Source organism: Streptomyces globisporus C-1027 (assembly GCF_000261345.2).
GTDB lineage: Bacteria > Actinomycetota > Actinomycetes > Streptomycetales > Streptomycetaceae > Streptomyces > Streptomyces pakalii.
Genome location: NZ_CP013739.1, coordinates 103364 through 130307, shown reverse-complemented (window position 1 = coordinate 130307; position 26944 = coordinate 103364). Strand labels below are relative to the sequence as shown.

Sequence of the window (26944 nt, the reverse complement as noted above, 5' to 3'; positions counted from 1 at the left end):
ATCCGCGTTGATCGCCGATCCGGTACGAGTCATGCAGCCATTCGAGGGAGGAGCTGCATGTTTGCATGCGATGAGGTCCCCAGGGATCTCCAGTCGATCCGTCTTGCTCGCTGGGGGCGGGTAGCGCCTGTCGACGACGTGATCCCGTACGTGGTCGAGGACCCGACGGGCCGTCCCGTCGAGCCGATCCGGCGGTTCCTGCGGGACTTCGTGGCCCGCGGTCACTCTGCGGGCAGCGTCCGCAGCTACGCCTTTGACCTGCACCGTTGGTGGAGGTTTCTGCACACCATCAAGGTGCCGTGGGACAAGGCCACATCTGCGGAAGTGCGCGACTTCGTGCTCTGGATGGGGCAGGCGAAGAAGCAGCGGAGGACACCGCGGACGAAGTCGGCGGCGACCGCTGCGCAGGTCAATCCGATCACGCGCAAGCAGCACCTCGGGGACGGCTATGGCGCCCGGACGATCCGGCACAGCAACGCGGTGCTGCGGCGCTTCTACGAGTTCATCATCGATGCCGGTGAGGGCCCGCTGGTCAATCCTGTGCGCCGGGACCGGGGCCGACGTGGGCGGGCGAACGTTCATCACAACCCACTGGAGCCGTTTCGGCCGGAGGGTCGGCTCCGCTACAACCCTAAAGTGCCCAGGCAGCGGCCACGGGCCATGCCAGATGAACGCTGGGCCGACTTCTTTGCTGCGATGCGGTCCAACCGGGACCGGGCGATCCTGGCTCTCGCCTTGAGCACTGCGGCCCGGGCCAGTGAACTGCTCGGCATCCGAGCCGCTGACGTCGACTGGGGCGACCAGCTGGTCCAGGTCCGCCGCAAGGGCACAGGCGCCCAACAGTGGCTGCCGGCCAGTGCTGAGTCGTTTCTCTGGCTGCGCCTCTACCTCGATGAACTCAAGGATCTCGGTCCGAACGATCCGGTCTGGTGGACCCTGCGGCGCCGGACGAAACCGGGCGAGGGCCTGACGCGTCGACCCCTGAACTACGACGCTCTGCGGGCGGTGCTGCGCCGGGCGAACGACTTGCTGGGCACGAACTGGACCATGCACGACCTGCGGCACACCAGCGCCCTGCGCATGGTCCGGTCGCAGAAGCTGTCCTTGAGGGACGTGCAGGTCATCCTCGGTCACGCTCACCTGACCACCACCCAGGTCTACCTCGTCGAAGACGACGACGAGGTCCTGCGGCGCGTCCATCGGTATCTGGCCGACCGCAAGGAGGCTGCCGCGACGCCAAAGCCGGTAGCCGTCGGCTACGACGCAGACGACCTGTCCATCCTGCTGGGAGGTGGGGCGCTGTGATGTCGGACCTGACGACAGCCGATGCTGTCTTGCCTCCGAGGGCATCGTCGGAGAAAGAGGCGTTCGCGACACCCGTATTGCGGGTGGGTCTGCTGGATCAGAGCCCGTCCGAAGAGGTGCTGGCCGCAGCGATCCGGCATGCGGATCGGATGGGCTACTCCGGCAAGCGAAATCGTGATCTGCGACGCGGGGTTCCCATCATCCTTGACTGGCTGGCGTCTCACCCGGGCCAGGGATGGCAGGAGCGCTGGCTGGCCTCCCACGCGGACACCGACCTGGGCTGGCTCAGCACGATCCCGGCCGGCTCCACCACCGGAGTGGTGCATCGGCGGGCCACGAACATCGCCGGCGTCGCCAGCCTGCTGCTGAACCAGGTGATCCTGCCCAGTCACGGTTTCCTCGCCGCTTACAGCTCGCTCACCTTGTTCCGGGATGTGTGGTGCTCGATCCAGCCCGAGGTCTTTGACCGCATCCTGCAGCAGGCCAAGACCGAGGGCATGGTCGAGCGGCGCCTCATCGAAGGCATGAACGTGCTGTCGAAACTGGTGCTGCACACCGGCCGCGGACCGGATCAGCTGACGCCCGAGGACTTCGAAGAGTTCCGGCACTGGGGGTTGGCGAAGAACGGACTCCTCCCGCACGGCATCTACCCAGGGTGGGACCTGCTGCGGGGCGTCGGCATCCTGCCCAAATCCGTCTCCTACAAGGCCTTTCAGCATCAGGGCCAGCGACCCACCGCTGAGCTGGTCGACCGCTACCAGCTGCGCTGCAAGCCCGTCCGGAACGCGCTGGTCCGCTATCTCGACGAGCGTCGGCCAAGCCTGGACTACGTGACCTTCCAGCACCTGCTCATCCACCTCGTCTCCAGCTTCTGGGCCGACATCGAAGCCCACCATCCCGAGGTCGACAGCCTTCAGTTGCCGGAGGAAGTGGCCACGGCCTGGAAGGAGCGGATGAAGTACGTCACCAAACGGACGGACAAGCCCCGCCCACGCAAGAACTACCTCAACCTCCTGATCCAGGTCCGCGGCTTCTATCTCGACATCCAGGAATGGGCCCTGGAGGACCCGAGCTGGGCACCACATGCCGTTCCCAGCCCGGTACGTCGCGGCGACACCGACGGAATGCAGAAACACCGGCGTCTCACCCGGGCCAACATGCACCAGCGGATCCGGGAACGGCTCCCGCACCTGCCCGTGCTGGTTGCCGCTGCCGAACGGCACCGCACAGCTCAGGAAACACTGTTGGCCGCAGCCCGAACCGCCCCCATCGGTGAACGGTTCGAGCACGATGGCGTCCCTTTCCTGCGGTTCATCTACAAGACGTGGGCAAGGAACACGAGCCGCTCCCGGCCAGAGGCGGTGATGGTGCAGAACCTGGCCACCGGCGAGAAGTTCGACCTGTTCCAGACGGAAGACGACGCGTTCTGGTCCTGGGCGGTGATCGAGACACTCCGGCACACCGGGATCCGCCGCGAGGAACTACTGGAGATCACCCACCTTGCTCTCGTTTCCTACCGCCTCGCCGACACCGGTGAACTCGTCCCCCTGTTGCAGATCGTGCCGTCCAAGAGCAACGAGGAAAGGCTGCTGCTGATCAGCCCAGAGCTGGCGAGCGTCCTGGCCACGATCATCACCCGTCTGCGCAAGGCCAACGGCGGGACGATCCCTTTGACCAGCCAATACGACCCTCATGAACGGACCTTCGGCCCGATACTGCCGCACCTCTTCCAACGCCGGACGCGAGGCCACCGCAACGAGGTCATGTCCCACACGACGGTCCAGAACCTATTGGATGCCACCTTGGCCAGGACTGGCCTGCGGGACGCCGCAGGCGAGCCGCTGAAGTACACCCCGCACGACTTTCGAAGGATGTTCGCCACCGAAGCGGTCACCGGCGGCCTTCCGGTCCACATCGCCGCCCGGCTACTGGGCCACGAGGACCTGACCACCACTCAGGCCTACCTGGCGGTCTTCCAGGAAGATCTGATCCGTTCCTACCGCTCGTTCCTTGACCAGCGGCGTTCCCTGCGGCCCGCTGCGGAATACCGCGACCCGACCGACGACGAATGGCGCGAGTTCCAGCAGCACTTCGCGTTGCGCAAGCTCGAACTCGGCACCTGCGGACGGCCCTACGGGACTCCCTGCAAGCACGAACACGCCTGCATCCGCTGTCCCATGCTGCGCGTCGACCCTGCTCAACGGGCCCGGCTGATCGAGATCATCCGCAGCCTGACCGAGCGCATCGCGGAAGCCAAGCTCAACGGCTGGCTCGGCGAGGAAGAAGGCCTCCGGGTCAGCCTCGAAGCCGCCCGCAACAAGCTCACGGCCATGGAACGCACCCGGAACCAGTCCACAACCCGCATCGCTGATCTCGGAATCCCGCAGATCAGAAAACCCTGACAGCACGCGGGGCGCGGCCCACCTACCAAGCACGCCGCGCCCTGCCTCCACCTACATGGAGGTCACCATCATGACGTCCTCGTTCTTGGCGGACATAGTCCACAGCCGTGACGACGTCTGCAGCAAGCTGTTCGCACTGACACGGCTCCACTTACCGCTTCAGGACGAAGCGATAGACCCTGGAGTCCCTGGCCTCGAAGCCGAGTCGTTCATAGAGGCGATTCGCTGCCTCTCTCGACGGACGCGACGTGAGGTCAACGGTTCGAGCACCCGCCTCCTCCGCGAGGCGCAGAGCCTCCTCGGTCAGAGCACCCCCAACGCCATGTCCCCGCGCGGCCTCGTCCACGACCACGTCCTCGATGCGAGCTCGCAGACCGGAAGGCAAGGGGAACATGACCAACGTCAGCATCCCGACCACTTCGCCTTCGACCCGCGCCACCAACACCGTGTTCGCATCGCTGGCGAGCAAGCGCTGCATTGCCTCGCGATCCAACGGGCTGGCTGTGCTCGAAAGCTGAGGCAACAAGCGCGCGAATGCCTCAACCGACTCGTCGTTCGCTTCACGGACGACCACAACCTCAACGCTCATGATCTCGACCCTACAGAGCAAGCCCCATCACGAGGCGGCACCCCAGAAATCGATCCACGCGTAGTCCGGGAAAACCACTTCAAGCAGATCAACGACACCCTCGGCCATGCGGCGGGCGATGCCGTACTCGCCGCGTTCGGCGCACGGCTCACCGCGTGGGCGGGCCCGCGCGCTGCCGTGGGCAGGCTCGGGGGCGATGAGTTCGCCGTGGTTCTGGACCTGCCTCCGGGCCGCCGCCGGCTCCGCCTGGAGCAGCTGGTGCGGATGCTGCACACCCCAGTTGTCCTGGACGACGGCTCCACGGTCGACGTCGCCGCATCGGTCGGCGCCGCGGCCCCGGACGTGCTCTGCACCCGGGACCTGACCGTGTTGCAGAGGGCGGCCGACGCCGCGCTCTACGACGGCAAGCACACCGGCCGCGTGGTCCTCGCGACGGCACAGCACGCCACCGTGCCGTCGATCAACGGGCGCCGGGCCGGCCGCCCGGGGACCGCGACGTGGGGGCGCGCCGCATGAGCGCCACGGCGGCGCGGGCTCCAGCAGCTGCCCGACCTCCGGCCGCGGCCCGCACCCGGAACAAGAAGCCGCCGGTGGAGCCGCGCCCGGCGACCTCCTGGACTGGCGCGACGGCAGCCACTTCGACCGGTGGCAGGACCGCCCCTGCGCCCTGTGCGACCAGCTCACCCCGATGCGCTCCCACGCAGGAGAGCCGGTCCACAAGAGCTGCGCCGAGTCCTGGATCGCGGCGAACCCCGTCGAGGCCCGTCTCGGCCGGTTCGCCTCGGACGCCCAGGCGAGCCGCCGCCGAGGCCACGACCACGCCTGAACCACCCCGCGCGACGGCCTACCGTTCCTGCCCGCCACTCACCACAAAGGCGTCACCGAGCCGTGACCCCGAGCGGCTCACCCCATGCCCCGCCACAGCGCCACCGCAGCGTCCACTCCTGAACCCCCTCCTCCGGAGGCACCTCATGAGCACCAGCACGCACGACCGCGCCTACCCCGAACCCGCCGCCCACCCCAACTGGACCACCCGCCGACCCGCACCGCGCCCCCTCACGCCCGCACAGCAGCAGCTCAACCGCGAGGCGCTCCTCCTCGCCCAGCACTCCCCGAGCCCCCGCCGCACACGGAAGAACCCCACGGAGGCAACCCGATGAGCAACGTCACCCTCGACGGATACCTCGACACCACCCCCGAAACCGACACCGGCACCTCCGTCCGCTTCGACCTGATCCACTCCCCCGACCACCTGGATCCCACCGAGCCGGATGCCCCCGAGCAGGTCTACGCGTGCACCACCGAGCACCCCGCGGCCGCCGAACTCGTCCTGCACCAGGCGAAGCTCGGCGACCTTCTCCGCGTCACCGGCACCCTCACCGAACCCGACACCCCCGGCACTCCCCCGCGCCTGCGCGTCCACAACGTCGACATCCTCGACGTCGCGCCGCTGACCACCGTGAGCGGCACGGTGCTTGAGCGCTACGGCAGCTACATCGTCGTCTTCGACGCCGACCGCAACGAGGTCCCCGTCTTCACCACCGCCGGCCAATGGGTCGGCGAAGCCACGACCCCCGAGAGCATCGGACACCTCATCCGCGCCTTCGAGAACACCAACCACCCCTGAGCCCCCGGCCGTACGCGGCGACCAGCCACCCGCCCTGCGCGACACGGACACCGCGCCCCACCCAGCGGCCCCACACCCAAGGACCAGCCCATGACACGCCTGTTCACCGAGTCCCCGAAGCGGATCGCCGACATCACCACACAGGGCATCCCCCTCCTCGCGCCCGTCACCCCGGCAGGACCGCCGGACCCCGACGACCCCTGGGGCAGCAGCCACCCCGCACCGCCGGTCGACCGCACCACCCTCGCCTGGTGCACCGCCGTACAGATGCTCGCCGATCACCACCACACCGCGGTCGAACGGCAGGTCCTCGCCGCCGACGCCCTGCTCCGCGAACTCGGAGTCCGCGGCCTCGCCCAACTCCACTCCGACCTCCACCTCGGCGCGCCCATCGACTACCGCTTCACCCGGTGCCCCTACTGCTCCGGCCTCGGCGAAGACCCCACGCTGCCGGACTGCCGAGAGGTCGGCTGCCCACCGCAGTACAAGTTCGCAAACCACCCGCACATCTGCCCCGTCTGCCGAGGCGAGGACTACCAGCCCGAATGGTTCGCGGCGAAGCGCGTTGCCGACCTCGACCGGTGGCTCGCTACCTCCTTTGGCCAGCGGCCTGGATGGTCCCCGTGGTGCCGGAGGCTGGCTCAGCGTTTCCGAAAGCGTCGGTGAGCTATCTGCAGAGAGCATCGTCAGGCCCGTGCCCCTCGTGAGGGGCACGGGCCCTTTTTGGTTGTGAGAACGGCGTCGCGTCTCCGGCATCCCCCTCACGCGATCCGCCGGGCCCCGATGTTCGGTGCAGCTTCCCAAGGCCGCATAACGCCCATAAGTAGTTCATCACCTGAAAAGCGAAGCGCCAGAACGTGCCTTGCGTGGACGATCTCCGCAGCGCCGGGGTGGATGGGATGCGACACAGCCTGAGAGGCCGCCTGTGGGCCGCACCGCCGTCTTTGCCTCCCTTGAGAGGGAGTTGGTTCACTCGAATGGCTCTACAAGACGGGCCTGTTGTGACTGAGCGCGGAGTTGACCCTTGAGCACGCGAGTCGGCCCCCGAGCGCGATAGGTGGCCCGCGAGTTAGCTTCTGGATCATGGACACGAGGGCGGGTTGCTGCACAGGGCGGCGGGCCGCCACGCTGTGGGAGGGACAGAACTGTGAGCTGATACGTCTTGGTTGAACGGGGCCGGTACGGGGAATCGGAGCCGTCGAGCAAGATTCCGGTCGAAGGTGGAAGGGAAGCGGCCGTTACCCGTGCTGAGGAGGTCGCCCGCTCCTGCACCCCCGCCATGCATCTGAGCGGCATCCCGATCGGTCGAATGGTGTTCCAAACTTCACCGACAAGCTGGTTCGTCGAGCTGAGCAAGTCGCTCTGGTCCAAGAGCGACAAGGGGCCGGCGACGATTGTCGAGCACTTGACTGTCCGGGCGGCCGAGCTCGTCCATTTCCAGGAGCTGATCTCTGCCGAGCCCCCAAGAAAAGCCGCTTCGGCAGGTGAGCGCATGCCGCCCCCGGCTGGCCCGCCCGTGAGTGCATATCGCCTTCAGACCCGTGCACAGCCCGGATACGGCTTCTCCTCATTACAACTGAGCGCCGTAGCTAGCCTTTGGGGCCAACTACGGCGCTCAGTCACACCAGCCGCGATTGCCTGCCTACGGCGTGCCCATCGGTACGTGCCTGGTCTGCTGGATCGATAGGGATGCCTATGGAGTTGTAGGTGTTCCGTCTGGGTCCAGGCCGTACGGCCATAGCCTGGTGAGAATTGACGGCTTGCCAGCGATCCTGGACCAAGCGCTGTTGCTGGCATGGTTCGCGGCTTCACGGGCTAGGGCTTCGGCCCCGTCCCGGTCACCGGCGTTCTCCCGCATCAAGGCCAGGCGGTCCAGGGCATGGGTGCTGCCGAGGGCGGCGGCCTGCCGGTAGAAAGCTTCGGCGCCGTCCCGGTCGGCCTCCTCCCGCATCTCGCCCAGCCAGACCAGGGCATCGGGGTCGCCGAGGTCAGCGGTCTGGCGGGCTAGGGCTTCGGCCCCGTCCCGGTCGGTGCTCTCGCGCATCTCCCCCAGCCGCATCAGGGTGTCGGGGCTGCCGAGGTCAGCGGTCTGGCGGGCTAGGGCTTCGGCCCCGTCCCGGTCACCGGCCTCCCCCCTCATCAAGGCCAGCCGGACCAGGGCATCGGTGCTGCCGAGGTCGGCGGCCTGCCGAGCCAGGGCTTCTGCCCCTTCTGGATCCCCAGCCTCCGCTCGTCTTTCGGCCAGGCAGAAAGGCCCGGGTCCCCCGCCGATGATGCGGGGGATCCGGGCCTACTCTTGCGTTTCTACGCGGCTCCAGAACCTCCTGAGGGTACCCAGGCGGCTATAGCCCGCTGCCGGAGTCTCCGCGAGCACTCGCGGAGGACCAGCGCGTACTCCTCAGCCCCCGGTGCCCTTCGCCGAGAGGCCTCGGGATGGTACGGACGCGACTTCACGGTGATTCCTTGGCGGGTTTCGGGCTGTCGAGGACCACTCCCCAGACGTCGTTGTTGATGCGGACAGTGATCTCCTGGGTGCGTTTGGTCTCGGCGAAGTGGAGTATCACTTGCTGGCGCACTGAGCCTTCGTCCAGGAAGTCAGCGGTCACCTGGCCTTGGGCGTCCTTGGAGTAGGCCTTGATCCAGGCTCGAGCTGCGGAGTTCGCATCTCCGTCCTCGGTGTGCAGGGCGGCCAGGGCGTCAGCATCCCGGTCGGCGAGGTGCCAGACGATCTGCTGGACTGTGCGAAGGCTGCCCACGGTGGGGTAGCCAGTGGTTCGCAGAGGCTGGTGATTGGCGTAGTCCGTCTGATAGGCCAACTGCTCGTCGTTGCTGGTGCACCCGGTCAGGGACAAGGTGCCCAGGGACAGGGCGAGGGCCGCGGTGAGGGCGGCCGGGCGCGGTGTCCTAGTCATGGTCATCCCCTCGACTTGGGGCGCAGGATGATGACGCGCTCAATGTAGTTGGTCTTGCGCTTGTAGCGGGCAATAGCGGCGCTGAGGGTGGTCTTGCTGGTGCCTCCGTGCTGCCTGAGCTGGAGGTCCCGGCCTGAGTTGCCCACTACGACTGCGGCGTGGTTGTACACCTTCTCCTTTTTCCATTTGAACATCACGATGTCACCGGGACGGGCGTTCTTCTTCGACACCGACGGAGCCTTGCGGTACTTCGTCATGTGGCGGCGGAAGTTCTCGGCGCCTGACCAGGTGTAGCTCTTGTTCTTGATCGAGCCGAACAGGTAGTACTGCTGCCACCAGGCCCGGTCGTGTTTGCGGCCGCCGGAGCGGGTCTTCATCTTCCCGCCGTAGTAGAGGGCCTTGGAGACGAAGTTGGTGCAGTCCTGCTGGTACTCCCATTTGGTGCCGATGTTCTTGGTGGCCCACTTAGCCGTGCCCGAGCCGGCAACCGCTGCGGCGCGCAGCGCCACCGGGACCGGTCCTGCGGCCTCGTCCACGGGGAAGCCGTCGGCGCCGAGGTCGATCGGCTCGTCCGGCACTTGGTCGGCGTCCAGCTCCTGGGGAGGTGCCACGTCCAGGCCGGTCCATGTGGAGGGTGTCTCGGTGAGGACGGTTTCCGCGGCGGGCGCGTCGGCTTCCAGGTGCAGGATCGGGGCTCCTCCGTTGCTGCTGAACGTGAAGCGCTGCTGGCTGTGGCCTTCGTCGGTCTCGCTCGTCCCGTCCAGGTTCAGCGAGGCGGCCTCGGTGACTGATGCCCGCAGGAATACCGCTCCGTCGATATCGACACCGACGAGGACGTCGGAGAGCTGGGCCGTCACATCGCTGTAGCTGCGGCCGTGCCGAGCGAGCAGGTCCCGGGACTCGAGGAGTCCGGGGGCTTGAGCGTTCAGCAGGTTGGCGAAGGATGCGCTCCGGGGGGCCGCGGCGAGCGCGGCGGCGGCCGTCGGGTATCGATCGGTGAGGAGGCCGGCTCGGGCGTTGAGGTATTGCTGGACGATGTCCCGGTAGCTGGCTGCCCCGCCGGGAACGCTCTTTGTGCTCACGGGTTCGGAGAGGGCGGCTGGGCTTGTGCCGTGGGCGGTACGGGCCTGCACGGATACCCGGTAGGCGGACTGGTCGGTCAGGCCGGAGATGACGGCGTACGGGGTGGTGGTGGTCAGCCTGGCGGCTTCGGTGCCGTTGTCCTTCTGTACGGCAACGGTGTACTCCAGGTCCTCATCGGCCGAGCCGTTGTCCTGCGGCGGATTCCAGGTGGCCAGCAACCCGCCGTGTCCGGGTGTGGTCCGAACGTCCTGCGGGCGGCTTGGGGCGGCAGCGGGCACGTAGTCGATCACGAGCTGGGGGCGCTGTGCGGCGTCCTTGGCCAGGCCCGAGTGGTAGACCACGGTGTCCTTGGTGCCCTTCGGCAACTGCAGTGTCAGGCCTTCTGCGCTGTCCTGCTCCAGCCAGGACTGAACGACGGGAGCGAGGTCTTGGTCCGCCAGGCGGGCTGCGTCGGCGAAGGGAGCCTCGTCGAGCAGGTCCGGAAGGTCTTTCCCCGTGTGCGGGGCAGTCCAGGGCTCCAGCAAGTCGTAGATCTCGACGGGCCGTTCTGTTCCGCGGACGGGGGTGAGTTCCAGCTTGGCCTTGGTGATCCGCGCTCCGGTGGGCACCTTGGTGAGATCGGGTGCGAGCCAGATGGTGTGGTCGGCGTCGAGGGTGAGCTGCGTGTTCTTCACCGCGGGCGTGGTTTCGCGGATCGCGGCGGTGGCGTCGGCAAGCGTGTCACCGCGTAGGGAGAGCGTCTTGGTCGCCGGCGGCTTCGGGCCGGATCCTTCACGGGCGGTGAGCTCTTGCTCGTACGACCAGGCCGAGCAGCCGGCGTCGGTGCAGGCGCGCATCGCCCAGAGGTAGGTCGTGCCGGAGCTGAGTGCGCCTACGGGCACCTGGGTCGCGGCGCGCGAGCCACTGTCCACCCATGCATCGGGTATCTGTACGGCGCTCAGGTCCTTGCCGTTCTCGTCGCGCAGGGCGAACTCTGCCCGTATCCGCTCTTGTGCGGGGCTGGTGACGACGCCGGAGAGCAGCGGGGTCAGGGTGTCGGTGGCACCCTGCTCCAGAGCCTGCGGCATGTCCGGTAGCGCGACCGGACGGTGGCCGGTGTTGACGGTGAACGTGGTCCACGGCGACCAGGCCAGGTTGTAGTGCGTGCCGTCGTACGGTGAGGTGCGGAAGCGGTAGGTCGTACCGTCCTTCAGCAGACCGTCGGGCAGGGTGACGGCGGCGGCGCGGCCTGATTCGACGAACGGTGAGACCAGGTAGTCGCCGACGCGTTTGCCGGTGGCGGCTTCAACCACTTCGAACGTGCCGTTGATCTTGTCGCCGTCCTTGTCGGAGAACGTGTCCCGCAGGGTCGGGGTCGTGGTGCTGACCTGCCAGGTGCCGGAGGCGTCGGGGGCGTAGGGCGGGCCGGCTTGCCGGTTGTTGCCGGAGCGAGGACGGAAGTTGTACGTCACCGTCAGCTTCGGCGGATTGGACGTCGCGTTGGCCGAGTTGAACCGCTTCCAGGGCGCTATAGCGCTTTCGTTGGCCGCGCGCAGGCCCATGGTGGACTGCGGGGCCTTGGTGGAGGCCCAGTTCTGCGCGAGCGAGGTGACGTCCGCGCTGACCCAGCCGGCGCCCCCGCAGGCCGGGTTGCCCTTGGTCTGTGTGGAGGTGGCGCGCTTGGTGTGCATCGTCGGCTGCTTGGTCCACCGGCTTGTGGTGGTCGCGGGGTCGGCCGACCACACCTCCCAGGCCTGCGGCTTGCAGTCGGTGTTGGCCGAGTGGAAGTTCCACAGGCTCAGCTTCGCGCTGCTGACCAGGGCGTCTGCGATCGGCGCGGTGCCCCAGGTGATGTATGACCGTGCGGTGCGCGGAGTGCCGTTCGCGTTCTTCGTTCCCGGGTTGCCGAGGTCGAGTTCGGTGTCGGTGGACCAGTCGCGGGTCTCGCCCTGCTGGACGTAGGTGTCGAAGACGTTGCTGAGCGCGGAGGTGGACGGGTCGACGGTCACCGGGTAGCGGGTCTTCGGATCGGCGAGGAATCCGGCGTCCGGTGTGACGACGAGGTCGAAGGAGTCGTGGTCCTTCACGATGACGTCCATGTCCACCGGTACGCGGCGGGTGTGCTCACCGGACCGCTCGTCCACGGTGGCATCCCACATCACCGGCGCGGGCATCACTGCGCGTTCCTGGCCGGTGCGGCGATCGGTGAACAACACGCTGCCGTCGGGCTGCTGTTTGACCGTGAGTCCCTCGGCGCGCAGAGGCAGGGTGTACCGGTAGACGGTCGCGGCCGGGCGCTTCTTGATGGCGACGTACTGCTCAAAACCGGTGCGGGTGGCCTCGACGATCACGTCAGCGCCGGGCACGGCCTCCGGGTACTCCGCACGGTTGCCATCCAGCCGGGGCTCGGGCAGACCACCCTTCCACTGCAGGGTGACCTGCTGGTCACCCTCCCCCAGGGTCACCAGGTCACGAGGCTTCGCGGTACGGGCTGCGGCCAGAGAGCCTGCAGCCTTGCCGCCTCCGCCGGAGAGCGTAAGACCGCCCGGGTGGGCTTTGGGTGCGACGGAACCGTCGGCGCGCTCGGCCAAGTCGGTGTCGACTGACTGCCAGCGCCCGTCCCGTTCGAAACGGATCGGACCTGCGGTCAGCTCGGTCGTCAGGGACCCGTTCCCATGTACCCAGGTCGTGGACGTTTCCGTGCGTTCGGACAGCGCCTCGACCCGCTCCCCCGAGCTCTGGGCCGCCGTGAGAGCGGATGGTACGTCGGGCGCGGTCAGGTTCTCGGACGTCTGCTTGTCTGGTGCCGCAGATGGCTCAGCGTGCACCGAGCCTGTCGGCAACAGGATGGACAAAAGAACAAGGCCGGTTATGCCGGCCCTGGTTATGCGCATGTACTTGTGACTTTCGGTCAGATGCCATTGATACGACATCAAAGCCTAGGAGTTGCCTGTGTGCTGCAATAACAAGCAATGACCGTTTTGGTTATATTTATGATCAAATTGAGTGAGTGGTAATACTCTCGGGCGATCTTGGAACGCAGATGGATGAAATGGCATCCAGAGCCTACGCAGTTCGGCATCCTCGGCCAGGCCAGGCCCCCCTCAGGCCTGCGGCCTATGCGGAGGGGCCCGCCATTTCTTCTCTGAGAGTGATCCTAAGGATCGGGGCCGTCTCGCGTTTCTAGGAACTGTCCGGGCGATCACGCGTCCCGTTAAGGTGAGTCGGCGGAGGGACGCGATGGGTGCTGTAGAGATGACTCGCGCGGAGGCGGTCGCGCTCGTGCCGCGGATCATGGAAGCGGACTACGCCGCATCTTCAAGGTCAACTCCACGACCCCGACGCTGAGGTTCTCCACCGAAGACACCAACGGCGACGACACCATCGTGGGCACCTACGAGATCACCGACACGGCGACCGGGAAGGTCGTGACCACTCTCAACGCCTCCCCCGCAGCCGCCAACAGCACCTCGCAGGTCAAGGTTCCCGCGGGCAAGCTGACCAATGGCAAGACCTACAGCTTCCGCACCACCACCTTCGACGGGGAGCACTACGCGAACTGCTGGTCTGCCCCGGTCCGCTTCACCGTCGATACCGCCTGGAAGCCCACGGCGGCGGAGAGCGCCCTGGGACTGGCCAACACGTACTCGGACGCTGCGGACATCACCGCAGCGACCTCCTCGGACTCCACCTACGCCTCCATCGCAGTGACCGAGGACAACATCGTCTCGATCCCCTGGGACGGCAAGAACAAGTCCATCAGCATCAAGAACGACATCATGCCCAATCAGCTCTCCATCCCGGAGGCCGGCGCCAAGGGCACGCAGGTCGGCGGCAACGTCGTCTACAACACCTCCGGTCCTGTGGACACCGTGGTCCAGCCCACCGCTGACGGCGGATCGCGAACCCTGAACATTTTGAAGAGCAGCGCGGTGCCCAAGACCTACGAGACCAGCTTCCAGATCCCCGCGGGCATGAGCGTGGTGACGCACGACGACGGTTCCGTCTCCCTCTACTCGCCGGGGGACACCAATCCCGACGTAGCACCGGCCAAGGAGGCCGCAGCCTTCTTCGACGCCCCCTGGGCGAAAGACGCCAACGGCCGGGACATCCCCACCAGCTACAAGGTCGTCGGCAACAAGATCGTCCAGAGCGTGGAGTTCAACGCCTCCAGCGCCTTCCCGATCGTCATCGACCCCGGCTTCTGGTCGACCACCTGGAAGATCACCAAGTGCGCGGCGACCGTGGCGAGCGTCGTCTTCGCCCTGACCCCCGCCGGATCCTCCACCAAGATCTGGACCGCAGTCCGCCTGGTGAAGCGCATCGGCGTGAAGAAGACCGCCAACCTCATCCGGACCTACGCCAAGCGACGGAAGATGACCTCGGCGCACCGCAAGGCCGTCGCGGCACTGCTCGGGATCACCGCGGTCAAGAATGCCTGCAAGTTCTAGGAGCACTCCATGCTGATCGCCCTTGCGGCACTGCTCGCGCAGTTCGCGGTGATTCTCACCCATCGCCGGGTCAACAAGGTCCGCACCCGTCCCGACCCTCCCGTGCTGTTCACCGTGCTCTGCCTGTTCGGTATCGCAGCAGGCTGGCTCAGCATCGGACGCCCGGAAATCACCTGGTCCACAAGCGTCCTCGTGCTCCTCAGCGGCCTGCTCATCACAGCCGAAGCAGCTGACGCAACGGCGAAACTCGGAGCCCCCCGCTGGGTCCCGAACGCCGTATGCCTCCTGTGCGGAGCAGCCTCCACCACCTGGCTGCTCGCAAGGCCACTGCCCTACCTCTGACCCCTCACAGCCCGCCGCGCTATGTGTGCGGCGGGCCGTGTCAGTGCGACGGGAACCCTAAACAGCGTCTCGTTGCCGCAGTGCAGTGGTCCGGCGAATAGCTTCTAGTAGTTGAACTGGATGTAACCTCCGATCCCCGCGTCGCCGCTCTGACTCCTGCGGATGCATTCAAGCTGAACTGCGGGATCGGCTCCTGTGTTGCCCAGCCATGTCCAGCGGTTGTATCCCGGGTCGATGTACCGGGGGTCGAAGCGGCCCCCGTTGACGACGATGCGACAGGCTTCTCCTCCAGCCGCGTGGTTGTCGACCAGGAGGTGGGCGCTCGGAGACCCGCCGGGAAGCCACTCGGCCGGCCGGGGGAAGTCGCTCGAGTTCAAGCTGCACCGAGTCCACGTGTCCGCTGAGCCGCAGTAGAACGTGGTCTTCCACGACTGCTGGGCACCGGCGGGTTCGGCCACGGCGGCCTCCATGGGCGCTGCCTGAACTCCGGGTGCCGTGACCAGGAGGGTGCCGGCGACGATGCCGAGCAGGCTGCCGATGAGCTTTCTCATGGTTGTCCGTTCTCTCGTTGATGCTTCGTGCGAGGAATCTCGCCATGTGTTTCGCCGACTACGTTGCGGGACGCAGTCGTTCGGATGCGGCAGTCCCGGAGGAACCCGGATTCAGCGGGCTTTCGGCGTTGGGAGGCTTGCCTTCAGGGCTTGCGGATCCCGGACGATTCCGGAGAGCAAGGTGGGGGAGGTTTGTATACGTGGAGTTACCAAGTGCACCGCAGAAGTGGTTTGCCGGCCGGCTGCGACGGCTGTGCGTCTCCTCTGGCGCACCCACTCAGGCTCAACTGCTTGCCCATGACAGGAGCAACGTCCTCACGCGGTCGTCCCTGTCGGATCTGCTGGCAGGCAAGTTCATCAAGCCGCCTCCGTGGGAGCGGGTCGCGGCCTACGCGGGGGCATGCGTCCGTGCCGCGCACACCGGCAGAATCGCACTGTCTCTTGAGGAGGAACTCGCGCGGCTGCGCGCCGATCACGCCACGCTCACCGACCTGCTCGAGACCGCTGCCCCAGAGGTATGCGCACCGGCACCGCTCTGCTCGCGGTTCCGGGTCGTCCGCCTGCCACCGCGCAATCCTCACTTCACCGGCCGCAACGCCGTACTGCGGGAGTTGAGGCAGCGGCTCACGTCGGGCGGGACTGTGGTGCAGGCCGTGCGCGGCTTGGGCGGAGCCGGTAAGACCCAGCTCGCGGTCGAGTACGCCTACCGCTACCGGTCCCAGTATCGGTTCGTAGCTTTCGTGGACGCTGAGGATCCCGGCCTTGTCACGTCGCAATTCGCAGCGCTCGCACAGGAGTTGGGACTCGCGGAGGTGCCCTTCGACGAGGTCGTCCCACGCGTGTATGGCGCACTGCGTGATCACAGCCCCTGGCTGGTCATCCTCGACAACGGGGACAGGCCGGGCCCTCTCGTGAACGCGCTTCCTTCTGGCGATGCGGAGGGCAGCGGTCACGTCGTCGTCACGACCAGATCACGCGGCTGGTCGGGGCGAGCCGGCGTCGTCGACCTGGACGTGTTCACCAGGAGGGAAGCCACGGAGTTGCTGGGCCGGCGGGTTGACGGCATGACCCCAGCGGTGGCGGACCGGATCGCCGAGCATCTGGGCGACCTGCCGCTCGCCCTGGAGCAGGCAGCCGGGTACATGGACTACAACCACACCCCGCCCGAGGACTACCTTGCTCTACTGGCATCGCGGCTGGACGACATGATTGCGCTGGGCGAGTTGGCTGACCGTCCGGCCGTCGTGGTCGCCACTCTGTGGCAACTGAGCGTACGACGGTTGGAAATTGAGCGCCCACAGGCGAAACGGCTGCTGGAACTCTGTTCTCTGCTGGCCCCGGATCCGATCCCGCTGGACCTTTTCAGCAGCAGGGCCGACCTGGGGGACACATCTGTGGCAGACCCGGTGGCATGGGACATGACTGTCGGTGCTCTGGCCGGACTCGGGCTTGCGAGACGCGCCCGGTCTTGCCTCGTTCTGCACCGGCTGGTGCAGGCTGCCATTCGCTCCTCGATGCCGGACGCCGTGCGCGCCGAGGTTCGAGTGCGGCTGTGCCGTGGGCTGCTCCGGGCAGTCCCCCACGATATCCACGGCGTTCCTGACGCGGGCTCGCGATGGCAGATCCTCCTCCCGCACGTTGTGATGCTGACCAGGGACGAGCCACCATCTGAGTGCGTTGCGGAGACGGCGCTGCTGCTGAGGCTGGCAGCGGTGTATCTCCTGTCGATCGGCGATCACCAGTTGGCAATGCCCCTGTGCGAACGTGCCTTGGTGATTGACGAGTCACTCGATGACAGGGACGTCGAGATCGGCTTTGATCTGATCACTTTGGCGCAGATCCACCGCGAGCGCGGCAGGGCTCTGCTCGCGCGTCCGCCGGCGGAACGTGCGCTGAGCCTGCACCAGTCCTGTCTGCCATCCGACAGCACGGCCATCGCGACGGATCTCGCGACTCTGGCACGCATCCTGTGTGAGCTCGGTGACCACAAGGCTGCGGTACCGCTGGCCGAGCGCGCGCTGCGTATCGACGAGACGGCCTACGGACAGGACGATCCCTATGTCAGCTTCGACTTGATCGCACTTGCGACCGTCTACCTCAACCTCAATGACCCGAGTGCAGCCGCACCGCTGATCAACCGGGCGCTCAGCATCCGCGAGGCCCGCTACGCACCTGACCACCTTTACATCGGGTACGCCCTGCTCCTCAAGGCCCAAGTCATGTCTACTCTGGGCGACCCCACCGGCGCGAGCCTTGCACACAGGGGCGCTCTCATCCTGGGCTCCCGGCTGGGCCAAGCTCACGCCAAGACCGAAGAAGCCGTCGCTCTCGCCACTGGCCTGCTGGAGCGCTGGAGGCACGACGAGGATCAGTCCGGCGAGCCGGAGTAGCCCACGTTGACTCGGCCCCGCTCGAAGTCGTCCATCATGCCCGGGGCCCGCCGGTCCTGGAAAACCTGTTCCTGAGCTGGAGCACAAGAAAGGGCGCGGATGCACGCCGGGCCAGCACGCCGGCCCGGCGCCTATGTGGAGGCGCCCGCCACTTCTTCTCTGTACGGGATCCTAGGCATCGCGGGGTGTTTCGCGCATACGGCTGATCTGAAGGAACTCAGCGAACGCGCGCCCGGGTTGCGCCTGGTGCCGCAACCCGCCTGGCGTTCACCGCCAGCCCTCGCGTCCAGTGAGCCACCGCGCAGTGCGGCACGCCTGTCATCACTCGCCACTCCCCCATCAGGCCTGTGCGCGATGGTTCAGCTCATGCGCTCGCCCTCAGTAACAGCCCGTACGGGCAGGGAGCGTGACTCTTCATAATCGGATGCGCCTGGGGCGCACAGCCGTATGCGTTGACGGAGGCATCGATCGTCCGTGCATGTGGGGCCACAGTATTACGCCGTAATATCCACCCACTGACGGGCCCTCAGGGTATTAGCTAACGTGTCCTTGATGAAAATGATCTACACCGTTAGTAAGGTATGCGCATGACGTCGCCTGACACAGCCGACCGCGAGAAGGTCGTCTCCAAGCTGCCCCCCGCCCTCCAACAAGCCCTGAAGGTCCGCGCAGCCCAACACGGCACCGATATCCAGCATGCTGTCGAAGCAGGTATCACCGCATGGCGCCGGCTCGGAGCGAACCTCCCTGCGGCTGACACAGGGGGTGCCAAACCGTTCGCCACCTTCCTACCTACGGGCCAGTGGGACGAGTTCCGTGAGGCCTGCGCCTCCCGTGGAGTCTCACTCATCCAAGGCCTCACGCAGTCCGTCCTGTTCTGGCTCGACACCAACCCAGCCCCCGGTGTCGTCCGCCCCGAGCATCCCAAGCGGATCGTCATCTGCAACCAGAAGGGGGGCGTAGGCAAGACCGCGCTCGCCGCCGGCGTCGGTGAAGCCTTCGCAGAGGACAGCGACCAACTGCACCCCGTACGCATCTCCAAGCACTTCGCCGCCGCACTCCTCGAACCCGACACGGAACCGGCCTCTCGCCTCGACTACGAGGATCTCCCCGGGCTCGGACTCCGCGTTCTCCTCGTCGACTTCGACCCGCAGTGCCACCTCACCAACCAGCTCGGGCACGAGCCGCTGCCCATCGAGGGCGACTCCCTCACCAAGCACATGGCAGGTGAGGCGAAGGGCGAACTCAGGGACCTCATCGTCCCCATCGAGGAAGCACGCTTCGGCGACCGGCTGCACCTGCTGCCGGCGTGCACCGACGCCTTCCTTCTCGACGTGAAGCTCTCCAGCGTCCGCGCCCGCGAAGCCGCCCTCGAACGTGTCCTGGGAACGGTCGAAGGGGACTACGACGTCGTCATCATCGACTGCCCTCCAAGCCTGGGCCTCAGTATGGACGCCGCCGCCTACTACGGACGGCGCCGCGACGGCGAAGCGCCCGGCAACTCGGGCATCCTCATCATCGTCCAGGCCGAAGACAGCTCCGCCGACGCCTACGGGCTCCTCACCAACCAGATCGAGGACCTCCGGGGTGACATGCACCTCGAACTCGACTACCTCGGCATCGTCGTCAACCACTACGACGCACGCCGCGGCTACATCGCCACCTCCTCCCTCCAGTCATGGATCGACATAAAGGATCCACGGGTCGTCGGCGTCATCGGAGACCTCAAGGAGCAGAAGGAGGCTGTCCGTCTGAAGCGGCCCCTCCTCGCTTACGCCCCCCGCTGCGACCAGGCCGTCGGCATGCGCGCGCTGACCAGGGAGATCTCATGAGCAAGGCAGACACCCTGCGCGCGAGTGCGTCCTTCGGCCAGGCCAGGGGCGGCATCAGCGCCCGCCGTGCCGCGATCGAGGCCGCCGCCGCCGCCCCCACCGACGGTGCTCCCCCGCCCCTCAAGCTCCCTGTGGACGCCATCAGCCTCAACCCGGCCAACCCCCGGGAAGAGCTGGGTGACCTGACGGATCTCGGAGCGAGTCTCCGCGACCACGGGCAGAAGACCGCCATCAGCATCATGAGCCGGTTCGCCTACCTGGAGGGCAACCCCGACCGGAAAGACGACCTTGAGGAGGGGACCAAGTACGTCGTCATCGACGGCAACACGCGCCTCGCCGCCGCGCGCGAAGCGGGCCTCACCGAGATCAAGGTGATGCTGGACGACGAACTCGGCAGCAATCCCGACGAGATCCTTGAGTCCGCGTTCGTCGCGAACGTCCACCGCCAGGACCTTGACCCCCTCGACGAGGCGAGGGTCCTCCAGCAACTGCTGGTCATTCACAAGACGCAAGAGGCTCTCGCCGCCCGCCTTCACCGCTCACAGGGGTGGGTGTCGCAGCGCCTGGCGCTCCTGAGTCTGACGCCGGAGCTGAAGGAGAAGCTGCAGTCCGGTGAGGAGCCCGCAGCACTGTTGCGACGTGTAGGAAAGAAGAAGCCTGAAGAGCAGGAGGCACACCTCCGCCAGCTCAAGGCGAAGGAGCAGAAGCATCCAGGGAGGAAGGCGACCGCGAAGCCTCCGGCCATTCCGGCTCCCGCTCCCCCGGCTCAGGATTATTACGCCGTAATGAAGCCCGTCTCCGGTGGCGATGACGCTGTGAGCGCTGGAAACGTCGCATCCGCACCCTCAGATGCGGATGCGGATGCAGGGGCCGTCGACAGCGAGGAGACGCCTCCCTCCGCGGAGTCCCGGCAGCAGGGCGAGGCACTCATGGACGCCGCGTTCGCCAAACTCAACGCCGAACAGCGCAGTGCATTCATCCTGCGCTACTTCCAGCGGAGCGCTGGGGTCGAGGCCGTCACGACGGACATGCGAGGAGACCTTCCTGCCGATGCGCGAAACTCGCTCGCAGATATCCTCCAGCAGATCGCGACAGGCTTGCGCGCGGAGACGTAGCCGCCGCAGAATCAGCGCCTGGCAGATGGCGGGCCCCACCGATGTGGGGCCCGCCATCTGCGACTGGTCGCCACCTGGCTCCTCGCTGCGAGCCTGTGGCCCGTCGCGGGGCCGCATCAACCGCGTATGGGGGACGGCGGGAACGGTCTGCGGCTCGCTCAATCGGTGAGGTCCCTCGGTGGGGGCCACGGCCCCTCGAAGGTCGGCCCGCAGTCGTCAGGAAGGTGGGCCACCACCAACGCGGCCGCCTCTCGCGGGGTGAGCGACTCCCCCAGGACACGTTCCGACGCGTGCAGAGGCGCGTACACGATGCACTCTGTCGCGTCGCCCACGATGAACGGTAGGTCGTTACTCCACGGGAACTCCGTGTTCCGGTGGAGGGTGAGCGCTCCATGGCTGGGAAGAGGAAACAGGGCCCGCAGCCGAGGTTCGGCATAGGCAGCCTCTATCACTGCGGGCTCACCCCTCCGCGCGCCGGGAAGCTTGTTCAGGATCCCGAGCCACGTCTTCTCGACCACGGTCTTCTCAGCCATCCTGCGATCATGACGCCCCGAGGCAGGTCATAACAACCCGCCTCATGGGGACCGTCGAACCCCGCTAGTGCTGTGTCCGCATAGGTTGGCCGGGTTGGTAGTTCGAGCGGTTGGATGGTTGGTGACGGCCATTCGACCGCTGGAGGCGTGGTGGCTGAGCCTGTCCATGTACGCCGGCTGACCGACCAGGAAGGGCAGAAGCTGCAGCAGGTTGTGCGCCGGGGGAGTGCCAGGTCGTTGCGTTACCGGCGCGCGATGATGCTGCTGGCCTCAGCTGGCGGGAACCGTGGCCCGGTGATCGCTCAGTTGGTCCAGGCCGATGGGGACACCGTGCGGGACGTGATCCACCCCGACGTACTCGCCGCACGACGCAAGGAACGCATCCGCATCCGCAGCGAGAGGGGCATCCGCTGGGGCGGACGCCCCTCTCGCCCATGCGGCCTGACAGCACTTTGTGCACATCGCCTAGGCCCCATCTACGGACCCAAAGGACACTCGTGAGCATCCGTACGACGCACCGCGCTCTGCTGAGCCGTCTGCTGCCCGACGACAAACCGGACGACCTGACAGTACGCCAGGGCCAATTCCACCTCGTGGTCCTTGGCTCAGACCGCGTCGTATGCCTGCCCCGTACCCGGGCAGCGGCCACCCGGTTACCCCAGCGGGTGGCCGCACTACACGCACTCGCCGACCTCGACCTCGGCTTCCGCACACCTGAGCCGCTGCTCCCGGGCGGCGCCCACGGCACCGATGAGGCGCCGTTCCTGGTACTCAGCCGCATTCCCGGCGAACCGCTGGAGACCAACGCCCTCAACGATGCCGAAGTCGTCGACACCGTGGCCGCGCAGTACGCCACGCTGCTGTCCGCTCTGGCCCGTGCCGGCACCGAAGAAGCGGTGCGGGCAGTTCTCCCCCAGGCAGCAGAAGGCCAGTGGCGGAGGTTCGAGGAGAACGTGCGCGCGGAGCTGTTCGCGCTCATGTCCGAGAGCGGACGCCTACGGGCCGAGCGAGAACTCACAGCACTCGACGGCCTTACCCACCTCACCCGAGCAGTGGTCCATGGCGACCTCGGTGCCGAAAACGTCCTATGGGAGTGGACGCACGGCCTGCCGCACCTCTCCGGAGTGCTCGACTGGGACGACGTCACACTCAGCGACCCGGCCGAGAACCTCGCAGCCATCGGCGCCGGCTACGGCCCTGAGCTCCTGGAGCAGGTGCTCACCCTTGGCAACTGGTCAGACCACGGGCTCCACACCCGCATCGCCGCGATCCGCGGCACATTCGCCCTACAGCAAGCCCTCTACGCGATCCGCGACGGCGACGAAGAGGAACTCGCCGACGGCCTGGCCGACTACCGCTGAGGCACCCCGACACATCCGCTGCATCGAGCACTTCACATCAACAGCAGCCCCGTGAACCTATGCGGTCACAGCACTAGCGGTGTTACCCGCGCCGGTTAAGCCTCCCCGCCGACTCCCGGTTAGATGGTCAGCTCGGCAGAGTCTGGATGCCAGGCTTCGCCTTCACCGCGGAATTATTACGCCGTAATGACGTGCTCTGAGCCGGCGACGGTGTGCGGAGCTCAGGCTACGGCGTGCGTCCGCGTGAGTGGGCCCCGGCTTCCCATGGGGGAGGGGTTCCAGGGGATGGTCGTTGCCATCGTGTGCAGGTGCGGTTCGTCATCCAAGGGAACTCATGGGGGAGCGATGGCTTTCCACCAGCTGAGGAACCGCTTCCGGGCCGAGGACGACAGGGCGGATACCGGAGCGAGGAGCTTCCTCGAACCCTGTGCGCAATGGGCATCGCCAGACGTTGGCCTGCTCGAAATGCGCCGGTCCAGGTTCAGGGCGACGAAGGCAGTGAGGATGTCGCGTGTGCCGGGCATGGGCGTCAGGTCGGGGATCCCGCCTCCGCTGAGTGGTCGCCTTCGCCGCGTCGGCGAGGTCGCGTTCGGCCAGTCCGTACTGCGTGCGCAGGCTCATTCCGGAGCTTCCTCGGCGGCGGGACTGTAATCGTCGTTCACGAGCCAGCGCAGGGGGACGAGCACGTCGATGCCGCTGCGGCGGGGGAGTTCCACCCGGCGGGACGGGGCGTGCCCGATGTCGTGGTGGACGGCGCGGAGGTCCGGAAAAGTACCGGTGCGGCTGCGCCCTCCGGCACGTATCACCCGTCACCGACGGCGGCGATAAGCGTACCGGCGCGTCCTGGAATCGCAGCGGTCCTGCTGCCTGTGGTCACTGGCCCCCTCCCTGGCCTGGCGGTGATCCCCGGACCGTATGACAGCAGCGGCCGCTCAACCCGGTCCGGGAGACCGGGTTGCCTGTCGGGCCAGGGGAAAGCACCCGGGGTCAGAGCAGGTGGAGGCGCTCGGCCATTCCAGTAGCCGGCTTGCGGTAGGTGGGCCGGCCCCGGCCCGGAAAGTCGCGTCGTCGGGGCTCAGGTCGTAGCAGCGGGCCACCACTGGCCCGGAGGCGAACTGCCGCTCACGTGGCGGGAGGTCCGTGACGTCAGCCCGGTCGGTCAGGCGCGGCCCCTCGTCGCCTGCTGTCATCGGGGCAAGCGGCACCGGACCGGCCCTGAGCCGTTCCTGGGCCGCCCACGGCCGACGTGCCCGGGCCCGCGCGACCACCGCGACGAGCTCCAGGACGCTGCCAAGACCCGCGGCCTCGGGGGAGTGGACCGCGGCTGCCAGGCTGGGACGACGCCCATCGCCACGTCCGTAGCCGGCCGGACGAGGTGGACCGGGATCAGCGATCTTCCCGGTGACGCCCGGCAGGCGCTGATCGAACGTCTGGTGCGCTGATCGTCCGGCATCCGGATCAGGGACGCGATGAGTCGGAGAGCCGCTCCATGTCCGAGCCTTCGGCAGTGATCTGTTGCGAGCCCCGGGCACATCGCAGGCGAACGCCGGGCACGCCGCGGGGGTGACAACGAGAGCCACGCCCACCACGGGCATGGCGTCGGTGAAGCCGGTCGTGAACGCCCGGCCCACGTCGTCGGCGAACGCAAACCTCGGCGCCCATGGGGGTGGCGACCTCCAGACCGTCGGCGGACGAATGGCACACGGATTCGGCCGCCTCGGTCGGCAGCCTGGCCCGGCTGTGGGGGAGTGCCAGGCGGTACTGTCCGGCAAAGACGGTGCCCCTGATGGCAGTGCCGATCGCCGAGCCGACCTCGCGGGTGGTGTCGTTCATCGTCGAGGCCGCTCCCTGGCTGTCGGGTCCCAAGGAGTCGATGACGGCGGTGGTGCTGGTGGAGCTGCTCAGGCCCATGCCGATGCCGGCGAGGAACGGTCCGCTCCCGAAGGCCGGGTAACCGCTGTCGGCGAGGAGCAATGGCCCGCTTTGCCATGACGGCCTTCAGTCCGACGCGGCGGACCGGTCGTGGAGTGAACGCAGCACGTCCTGGCGCACCGCGGTGCTCCGCACCGACCGAATGTCCGCCTCCAACTGACCTTCCATGATGCGTCGGGCCTTTCAAGGATCACGACACAGTACGTACGCACTTCGTACGGTGAACGTACGCGTATCGTACGCTCGACATGATAGGTTGTCAGTCAGGAGGTGCTCCATGTCCGAGTTGTTCGACGCGGTCGACGCCCTGGTCGCGTCCCGCGCCAAGCTGCCGCCCCCGGCGGAACGCAAACGGCTGCGCTCCGCGCACGGCCTGACGATCGATGAGGTCGCCGGAGCACTGAAGGTGCGCCGGGCCACGGTGTCCGGGTGGGAGTCCGGCAAGACGGAGCCCCGCCCGCCGGAGCGTGACGCGTACGCACGGCTGCTGGACAGGCTCGCGGAGCTCTACCCCGCCCCCCCGGGCATGGACACGGCCGCTGAGACGGTGCCCGCGCAGGATGCCCCGGTGCCCGCCGTGTTCACCGCCGCGCCCGCTCCGGCAGAGCCGCTTTCCACCGAGCAGTCCTCCGGGGCCGCAGGTGTGAGCGCGCCGGTGAAGCCGCAAGTGCCCGCCGAGGCCCTGGCGGATGCTCCGGCGGCGGCGCCGGGGAGCACCACCGGGTCGTCGGCGTCGCGCCGCCCCGGTGCGCGGAAGGCGTCCGCGGCCGGAACTCCGGCGGGCGGCGCCGATCCGCGGTTCGAGAACGGACCGCTGGCGGTCGTCGACGCCGGGGACGGCGAGGTGGTGGCGTACTGCGTCGGCGGTCTGGTCCTGGATGTGCCGGCCACGTCCCTGCCCTCGTTGGTGGAGTGGACACTGAAGGAGAGCAAGCTCGGACAGCCGAAGCTGTCGGGCCCGGGAAGGCCGGCCGACCCGCTGCTCGTACTCACCCCGGCCGCGTTGGAGCGCTACGGCCTGCCCACCACGCTGACGGCGCAGGAGAGGGACGCCGGGCGGATCCCGGAGGGCCACAAGGTCATCAAGCAGCTGACCCGTGCGGACTGGAAGCTGACGAAGAGGGGCTTCGGCCCGTGGGCGCGGATCTATCGCCCGGCCAAGGGCTCGGAACGCCAGTGCGTCCAGCTGTGCATCCCCTCCTGGAACGCTCTGGACCCCCGCTTCTGGGGCACCGCCGCGCAGCTTCCCCCGGCGGAGCTCGCCCGCGTCCTGGGCACCTACGCGATGCGGGTGATGACGCCGCGGGGCTCGACCGCCGTGACGGGCCTGGAGCTGATGACCGCGCTGCACCCGCCGACCCACGCCGTACGGGACGAGGAAACCGGCGCCCTGCGGCAGGCCGACGCCAAGACGCCGGGGTCGCTGGGATCGGACCCGGTGGACTGCGCGCCGTGCGAGGCCCCGGACGGGCACCCGGTGGTCACTGCGCTGGGTCTACCGCGCTTCCACGTGCGGGGACCTGCGGAGAAGCTGTTCGAGGAGGCCTACGACTGGGCCCGGCCCATGACCGATGCCGAGTGCACCCTGCGCTACTTGGTGGGTCTGGACGTGAACATGGCCTTCGCCGCCGGAGCGAACGGGCTGACCGTCGGCCTCGGCGAGCCCACACACGTCCAGGCACCTACGTTCGACCCGAAGTTGCCCGGCTCGTGGCTGGTCGACCTCTCCCACGTCGACCTGTCCCATGTGAAGGTCGGGAAGGAGTGGGTGGACCTGAACGGCAGTCTGCTGCCCTCCCCGTTCACGCCGAAGGGCGACCCCCCGACCGGCCCGGCCTGGTACGCGACACCGACCGTGGCGTACGCGCAGGAGCTGGGCTACGACGTCAGGCCGACCGAGGCCTACGTCCGGTACGACAACGGCCGCTACCTGGACGGCTGGTACCAGCGGCTGCGGGACGCCTATCTGGCGACCATGGCCGACCTCGGCGTCCACGCCGAAATGGAGCCGGCCGGCTTCCTCGCCGCGATGGACGGCTACAAGGGCCGCGACCCGGAGCTGAGCATCGTCATCACGGCGATCAAAGCGACGGTCAAGGGCGGCCTGGGCAAGTTGCGCGAGCGGCCCCGCGGCGAAGGCTGGCGGCCGGGCGAGCGGTGGCGCGCTCTGGAGCGGCCGACGTGGCGGCCGGACATCCGGGCGGCGGTCATCTCCCGCACCCGGATCAACCTGCACCGCAAGATCGTCAAGCACGCGGCGTTCACCGGCCGGTATCCGATCGCGGTCCTGTCCGACTGCGTCGTCTACGCCTCCGACGGCCCCTCGCCGCTGGACGTGCTGCCCTACCGGGACGGCAAGCCGCTGCCCGGCGGGTTCAAGCTCGGCATCAACCCCGGCCTGGTCAAGCACGAAGGCACCCAGACCGTGCTCTGGGGCGAAGGGGTGCGCGAGCAGTTCGACGCACCGCATCTGAACTTCGCCCGGTTCATCAAGGACGGCACCATCACCGATGCCGACAACGGAGAGTAGGAGAAGACCG

Annotated in this window: 21 protein-coding genes and 3 pseudogenes; 16 read left to right on the top strand and 8 right to left on the bottom strand. The window is 67.5% G+C overall.

Going from position 1 to position 26944, the window contains the following annotated elements:
• The first annotated feature begins 57 nt into the window (after window positions 1–57).
• Window positions 58–1305: a tyrosine-type recombinase/integrase gene (locus WQO_RS34175; RefSeq protein ID WP_010064718.1), complete on the top strand. Its 1248-nt coding sequence runs from the start codon at window positions 58–60 to the stop codon at window positions 1303–1305.
• Window positions 1305–3707, top strand: a complete 2403-nt coding sequence (locus tag WQO_RS35900; protein ID WP_107115935.1) for a tyrosine-type recombinase/integrase — start codon at window positions 1305–1307, stop codon at window positions 3705–3707. Before WQO_RS34175 ends, WQO_RS35900 begins: the two co-directional genes overlap by 1 nt.
• Before the next feature lie 151 nt (window positions 3708–3858).
• On the opposite strand, the gene WQO_RS34165 is transcribed toward WQO_RS35900, so the two are convergent.
• Window positions 3859–4296 (bottom strand): GNAT family N-acetyltransferase, encoded by a 438-nt coding sequence (locus WQO_RS34165; protein WP_010064714.1) that lies wholly within the window; start codon window positions 4294–4296, stop codon window positions 3859–3861.
• Between the two features lie 60 nt (window positions 4297–4356).
• Between WQO_RS34165 and WQO_RS35505 the strand changes: the two are divergent.
• The 5 genes and pseudogenes from WQO_RS35505 to WQO_RS34140 form a co-directional block, all read left to right on the top strand.
• Window positions 4357–4812: pseudogene (locus tag WQO_RS35505) on the top strand (GGDEF domain-containing protein); the annotation flags it as partial.
• 172 nt (window positions 4813–4984) lie between these two features.
• Window positions 4985–5122 carry a hypothetical protein gene (locus WQO_RS37080; protein ID WP_010064712.1) on the top strand — a complete coding sequence of 46 codons (138 nt, stop codon included), beginning with the start codon at window positions 4985–4987 and terminating at the stop codon, window positions 5120–5122.
• Between the two features lie 145 nt (window positions 5123–5267).
• Window positions 5268–5456: a hypothetical protein gene (locus WQO_RS34150; protein ID WP_010064711.1), complete on the top strand. Its 189-nt coding sequence runs from the start codon at window positions 5268–5270 to the stop codon at window positions 5454–5456.
• Window positions 5453–5923 carry a hypothetical protein gene (locus WQO_RS34145; RefSeq protein WP_010064710.1) on the top strand — a complete coding sequence of 157 codons (471 nt, stop codon included), beginning with the start codon at window positions 5453–5455 and terminating at the stop codon, window positions 5921–5923. The genes WQO_RS34150 and WQO_RS34145 overlap by 4 nt, the downstream gene beginning before the upstream one ends.
• A gap of 90 nt (window positions 5924–6013) precedes the next feature.
• Window positions 6014–6589, top strand: coding sequence for a hypothetical protein (locus WQO_RS34140; protein ID WP_010064709.1), 576 nt, complete (start codon window positions 6014–6016; stop codon window positions 6587–6589).
• A 1027-nt stretch (window positions 6590–7616) separates the two neighbouring features.
• On the opposite strand, the gene WQO_RS34135 is transcribed toward WQO_RS34140, so the two are convergent.
• The 4 genes and pseudogenes from WQO_RS34135 to WQO_RS37070 all read right to left on the bottom strand — a co-directional run.
• Window positions 7617–8066 (bottom strand): SEL1-like repeat protein, encoded by a 450-nt coding sequence (locus WQO_RS34135; protein WP_148660141.1) that lies wholly within the window; start codon window positions 8064–8066, stop codon window positions 7617–7619.
• 307 nt (window positions 8067–8373) lie between these two features.
• Entirely contained in the window at window positions 8374–8835 is a 462-nt protein-coding gene (locus WQO_RS34130; protein WP_010064706.1) for a hypothetical protein, read from the bottom strand.
• A 2-nt stretch (window positions 8836–8837) separates the two neighbouring features.
• Window positions 8838–10754: an amidase domain-containing protein gene (locus WQO_RS37075; RefSeq protein ID WP_237274244.1), complete on the bottom strand. Its 1917-nt coding sequence runs from the start codon at window positions 10752–10754 to the stop codon at window positions 8838–8840.
• Between the two features lie 258 nt (window positions 10755–11012).
• Window positions 11013–12791, bottom strand: a pseudogene (locus tag WQO_RS37070) (DNRLRE domain-containing protein); the annotation flags it as partial.
• Between the two features lie 492 nt (window positions 12792–13283).
• Here WQO_RS37070 and WQO_RS34120 point away from each other — a divergent pair.
• Together WQO_RS34120 and WQO_RS34115 are read left to right on the top strand one after the other, a co-directional pair.
• Complete coding sequence (locus tag WQO_RS34120; RefSeq protein ID WP_010064704.1) at window positions 13284–14348, top strand: hypothetical protein; 1065 nt, start codon at window positions 13284–13286, stop codon at window positions 14346–14348.
• A 9-nt stretch (window positions 14349–14357) separates the two neighbouring features.
• The gene (locus WQO_RS34115) at window positions 14358–14690 is read left to right on the top strand and encodes a hypothetical protein (RefSeq protein WP_010064703.1); all 333 of its coding nucleotides are present in this window, start codon (window positions 14358–14360) and stop codon (window positions 14688–14690) included.
• Between the two features lie 104 nt (window positions 14691–14794).
• On the opposite strand, the gene WQO_RS34110 is transcribed toward WQO_RS34115, so the two are convergent.
• Entirely contained in the window at window positions 14795–15241 is a 447-nt protein-coding gene (locus tag WQO_RS34110; RefSeq protein WP_010064702.1) for a hypothetical protein, read from the bottom strand.
• A gap of 200 nt (window positions 15242–15441) precedes the next feature.
• Here WQO_RS34110 and fxsT point away from each other — a divergent pair, with 200 nt between their 5' ends.
• The 3 genes from fxsT to WQO_RS34095 all read left to right on the top strand — a co-directional run bounded on the left by fxsT (window position 15442) and on the right by WQO_RS34095 (window position 20578).
• Complete coding sequence (fxsT, locus tag WQO_RS34105; RefSeq protein WP_058954238.1) at window positions 15442–17631, top strand: FxSxx-COOH system tetratricopeptide repeat protein; 2190 nt, start codon at window positions 15442–15444, stop codon at window positions 17629–17631.
• Between the two features lie 587 nt (window positions 17632–18218).
• On the top strand, window positions 18219–19463 hold the full coding sequence (locus WQO_RS34100) for a ParA family protein (protein ID WP_010064700.1): 1245 nt from the start codon (window positions 18219–18221) through the stop codon (window positions 19461–19463).
• Window positions 19460–20578, top strand: a complete 1119-nt coding sequence (locus WQO_RS34095) for a ParB/RepB/Spo0J family partition protein (protein ID WP_010064698.1) — start codon at window positions 19460–19462, stop codon at window positions 20576–20578. Before WQO_RS34100 ends, WQO_RS34095 begins: the two co-directional genes overlap by 4 nt.
• A gap of 158 nt (window positions 20579–20736) precedes the next feature.
• Here WQO_RS34095 and WQO_RS34090 read toward each other — a convergent pair whose 3' ends face one another.
• Entirely contained in the window at window positions 20737–21111 is a 375-nt protein-coding gene (locus WQO_RS34090) for a DUF6193 family natural product biosynthesis protein (RefSeq protein WP_010064696.1), read from the bottom strand.
• 150 nt (window positions 21112–21261) lie between these two features.
• On the opposite strand from WQO_RS34090, the pseudogene WQO_RS37065 reads away from it, so the two are divergent.
• Window positions 21262–21459 (top strand): annotated as a pseudogene (locus tag WQO_RS37065) (IS630 family transposase); the annotation flags it as partial.
• A 149-nt stretch (window positions 21460–21608) separates the two neighbouring features.
• Window positions 21609–22472: a viomycin phosphotransferase gene (gene vph / locus WQO_RS34085; RefSeq protein ID WP_010064695.1), complete on the top strand. Its 864-nt coding sequence runs from the start codon at window positions 21609–21611 to the stop codon at window positions 22470–22472.
• 617 nt (window positions 22473–23089) lie between these two features.
• Here the strand turns inward: vph and WQO_RS34080 are convergent.
• Window positions 23090–23278 carry a hypothetical protein gene (locus WQO_RS34080; protein WP_010064694.1) on the bottom strand — a complete coding sequence of 63 codons (189 nt, stop codon included), beginning with the start codon at window positions 23276–23278 and terminating at the stop codon, window positions 23090–23092.
• A gap of 980 nt (window positions 23279–24258) precedes the next feature.
• Between WQO_RS34080 and WQO_RS36205 the strand changes: the two genes are divergently transcribed.
• Both WQO_RS36205 and tap read left to right on the top strand, forming a co-directional pair.
• The gene (locus WQO_RS36205) at window positions 24259–24426 is read left to right on the top strand and encodes a hypothetical protein (RefSeq protein ID WP_158514080.1); all 168 of its coding nucleotides are present in this window, start codon (window positions 24259–24261) and stop codon (window positions 24424–24426) included.
• 255 nt (window positions 24427–24681) lie between these two features.
• Window positions 24682–26934: a telomere-associated protein Tap gene (gene tap / locus WQO_RS34075; RefSeq protein WP_058954237.1), complete on the top strand. Its 2253-nt coding sequence runs from the start codon at window positions 24682–24684 to the stop codon at window positions 26932–26934.
• Window positions 26935–26944 lie beyond the last annotated feature (10 nt).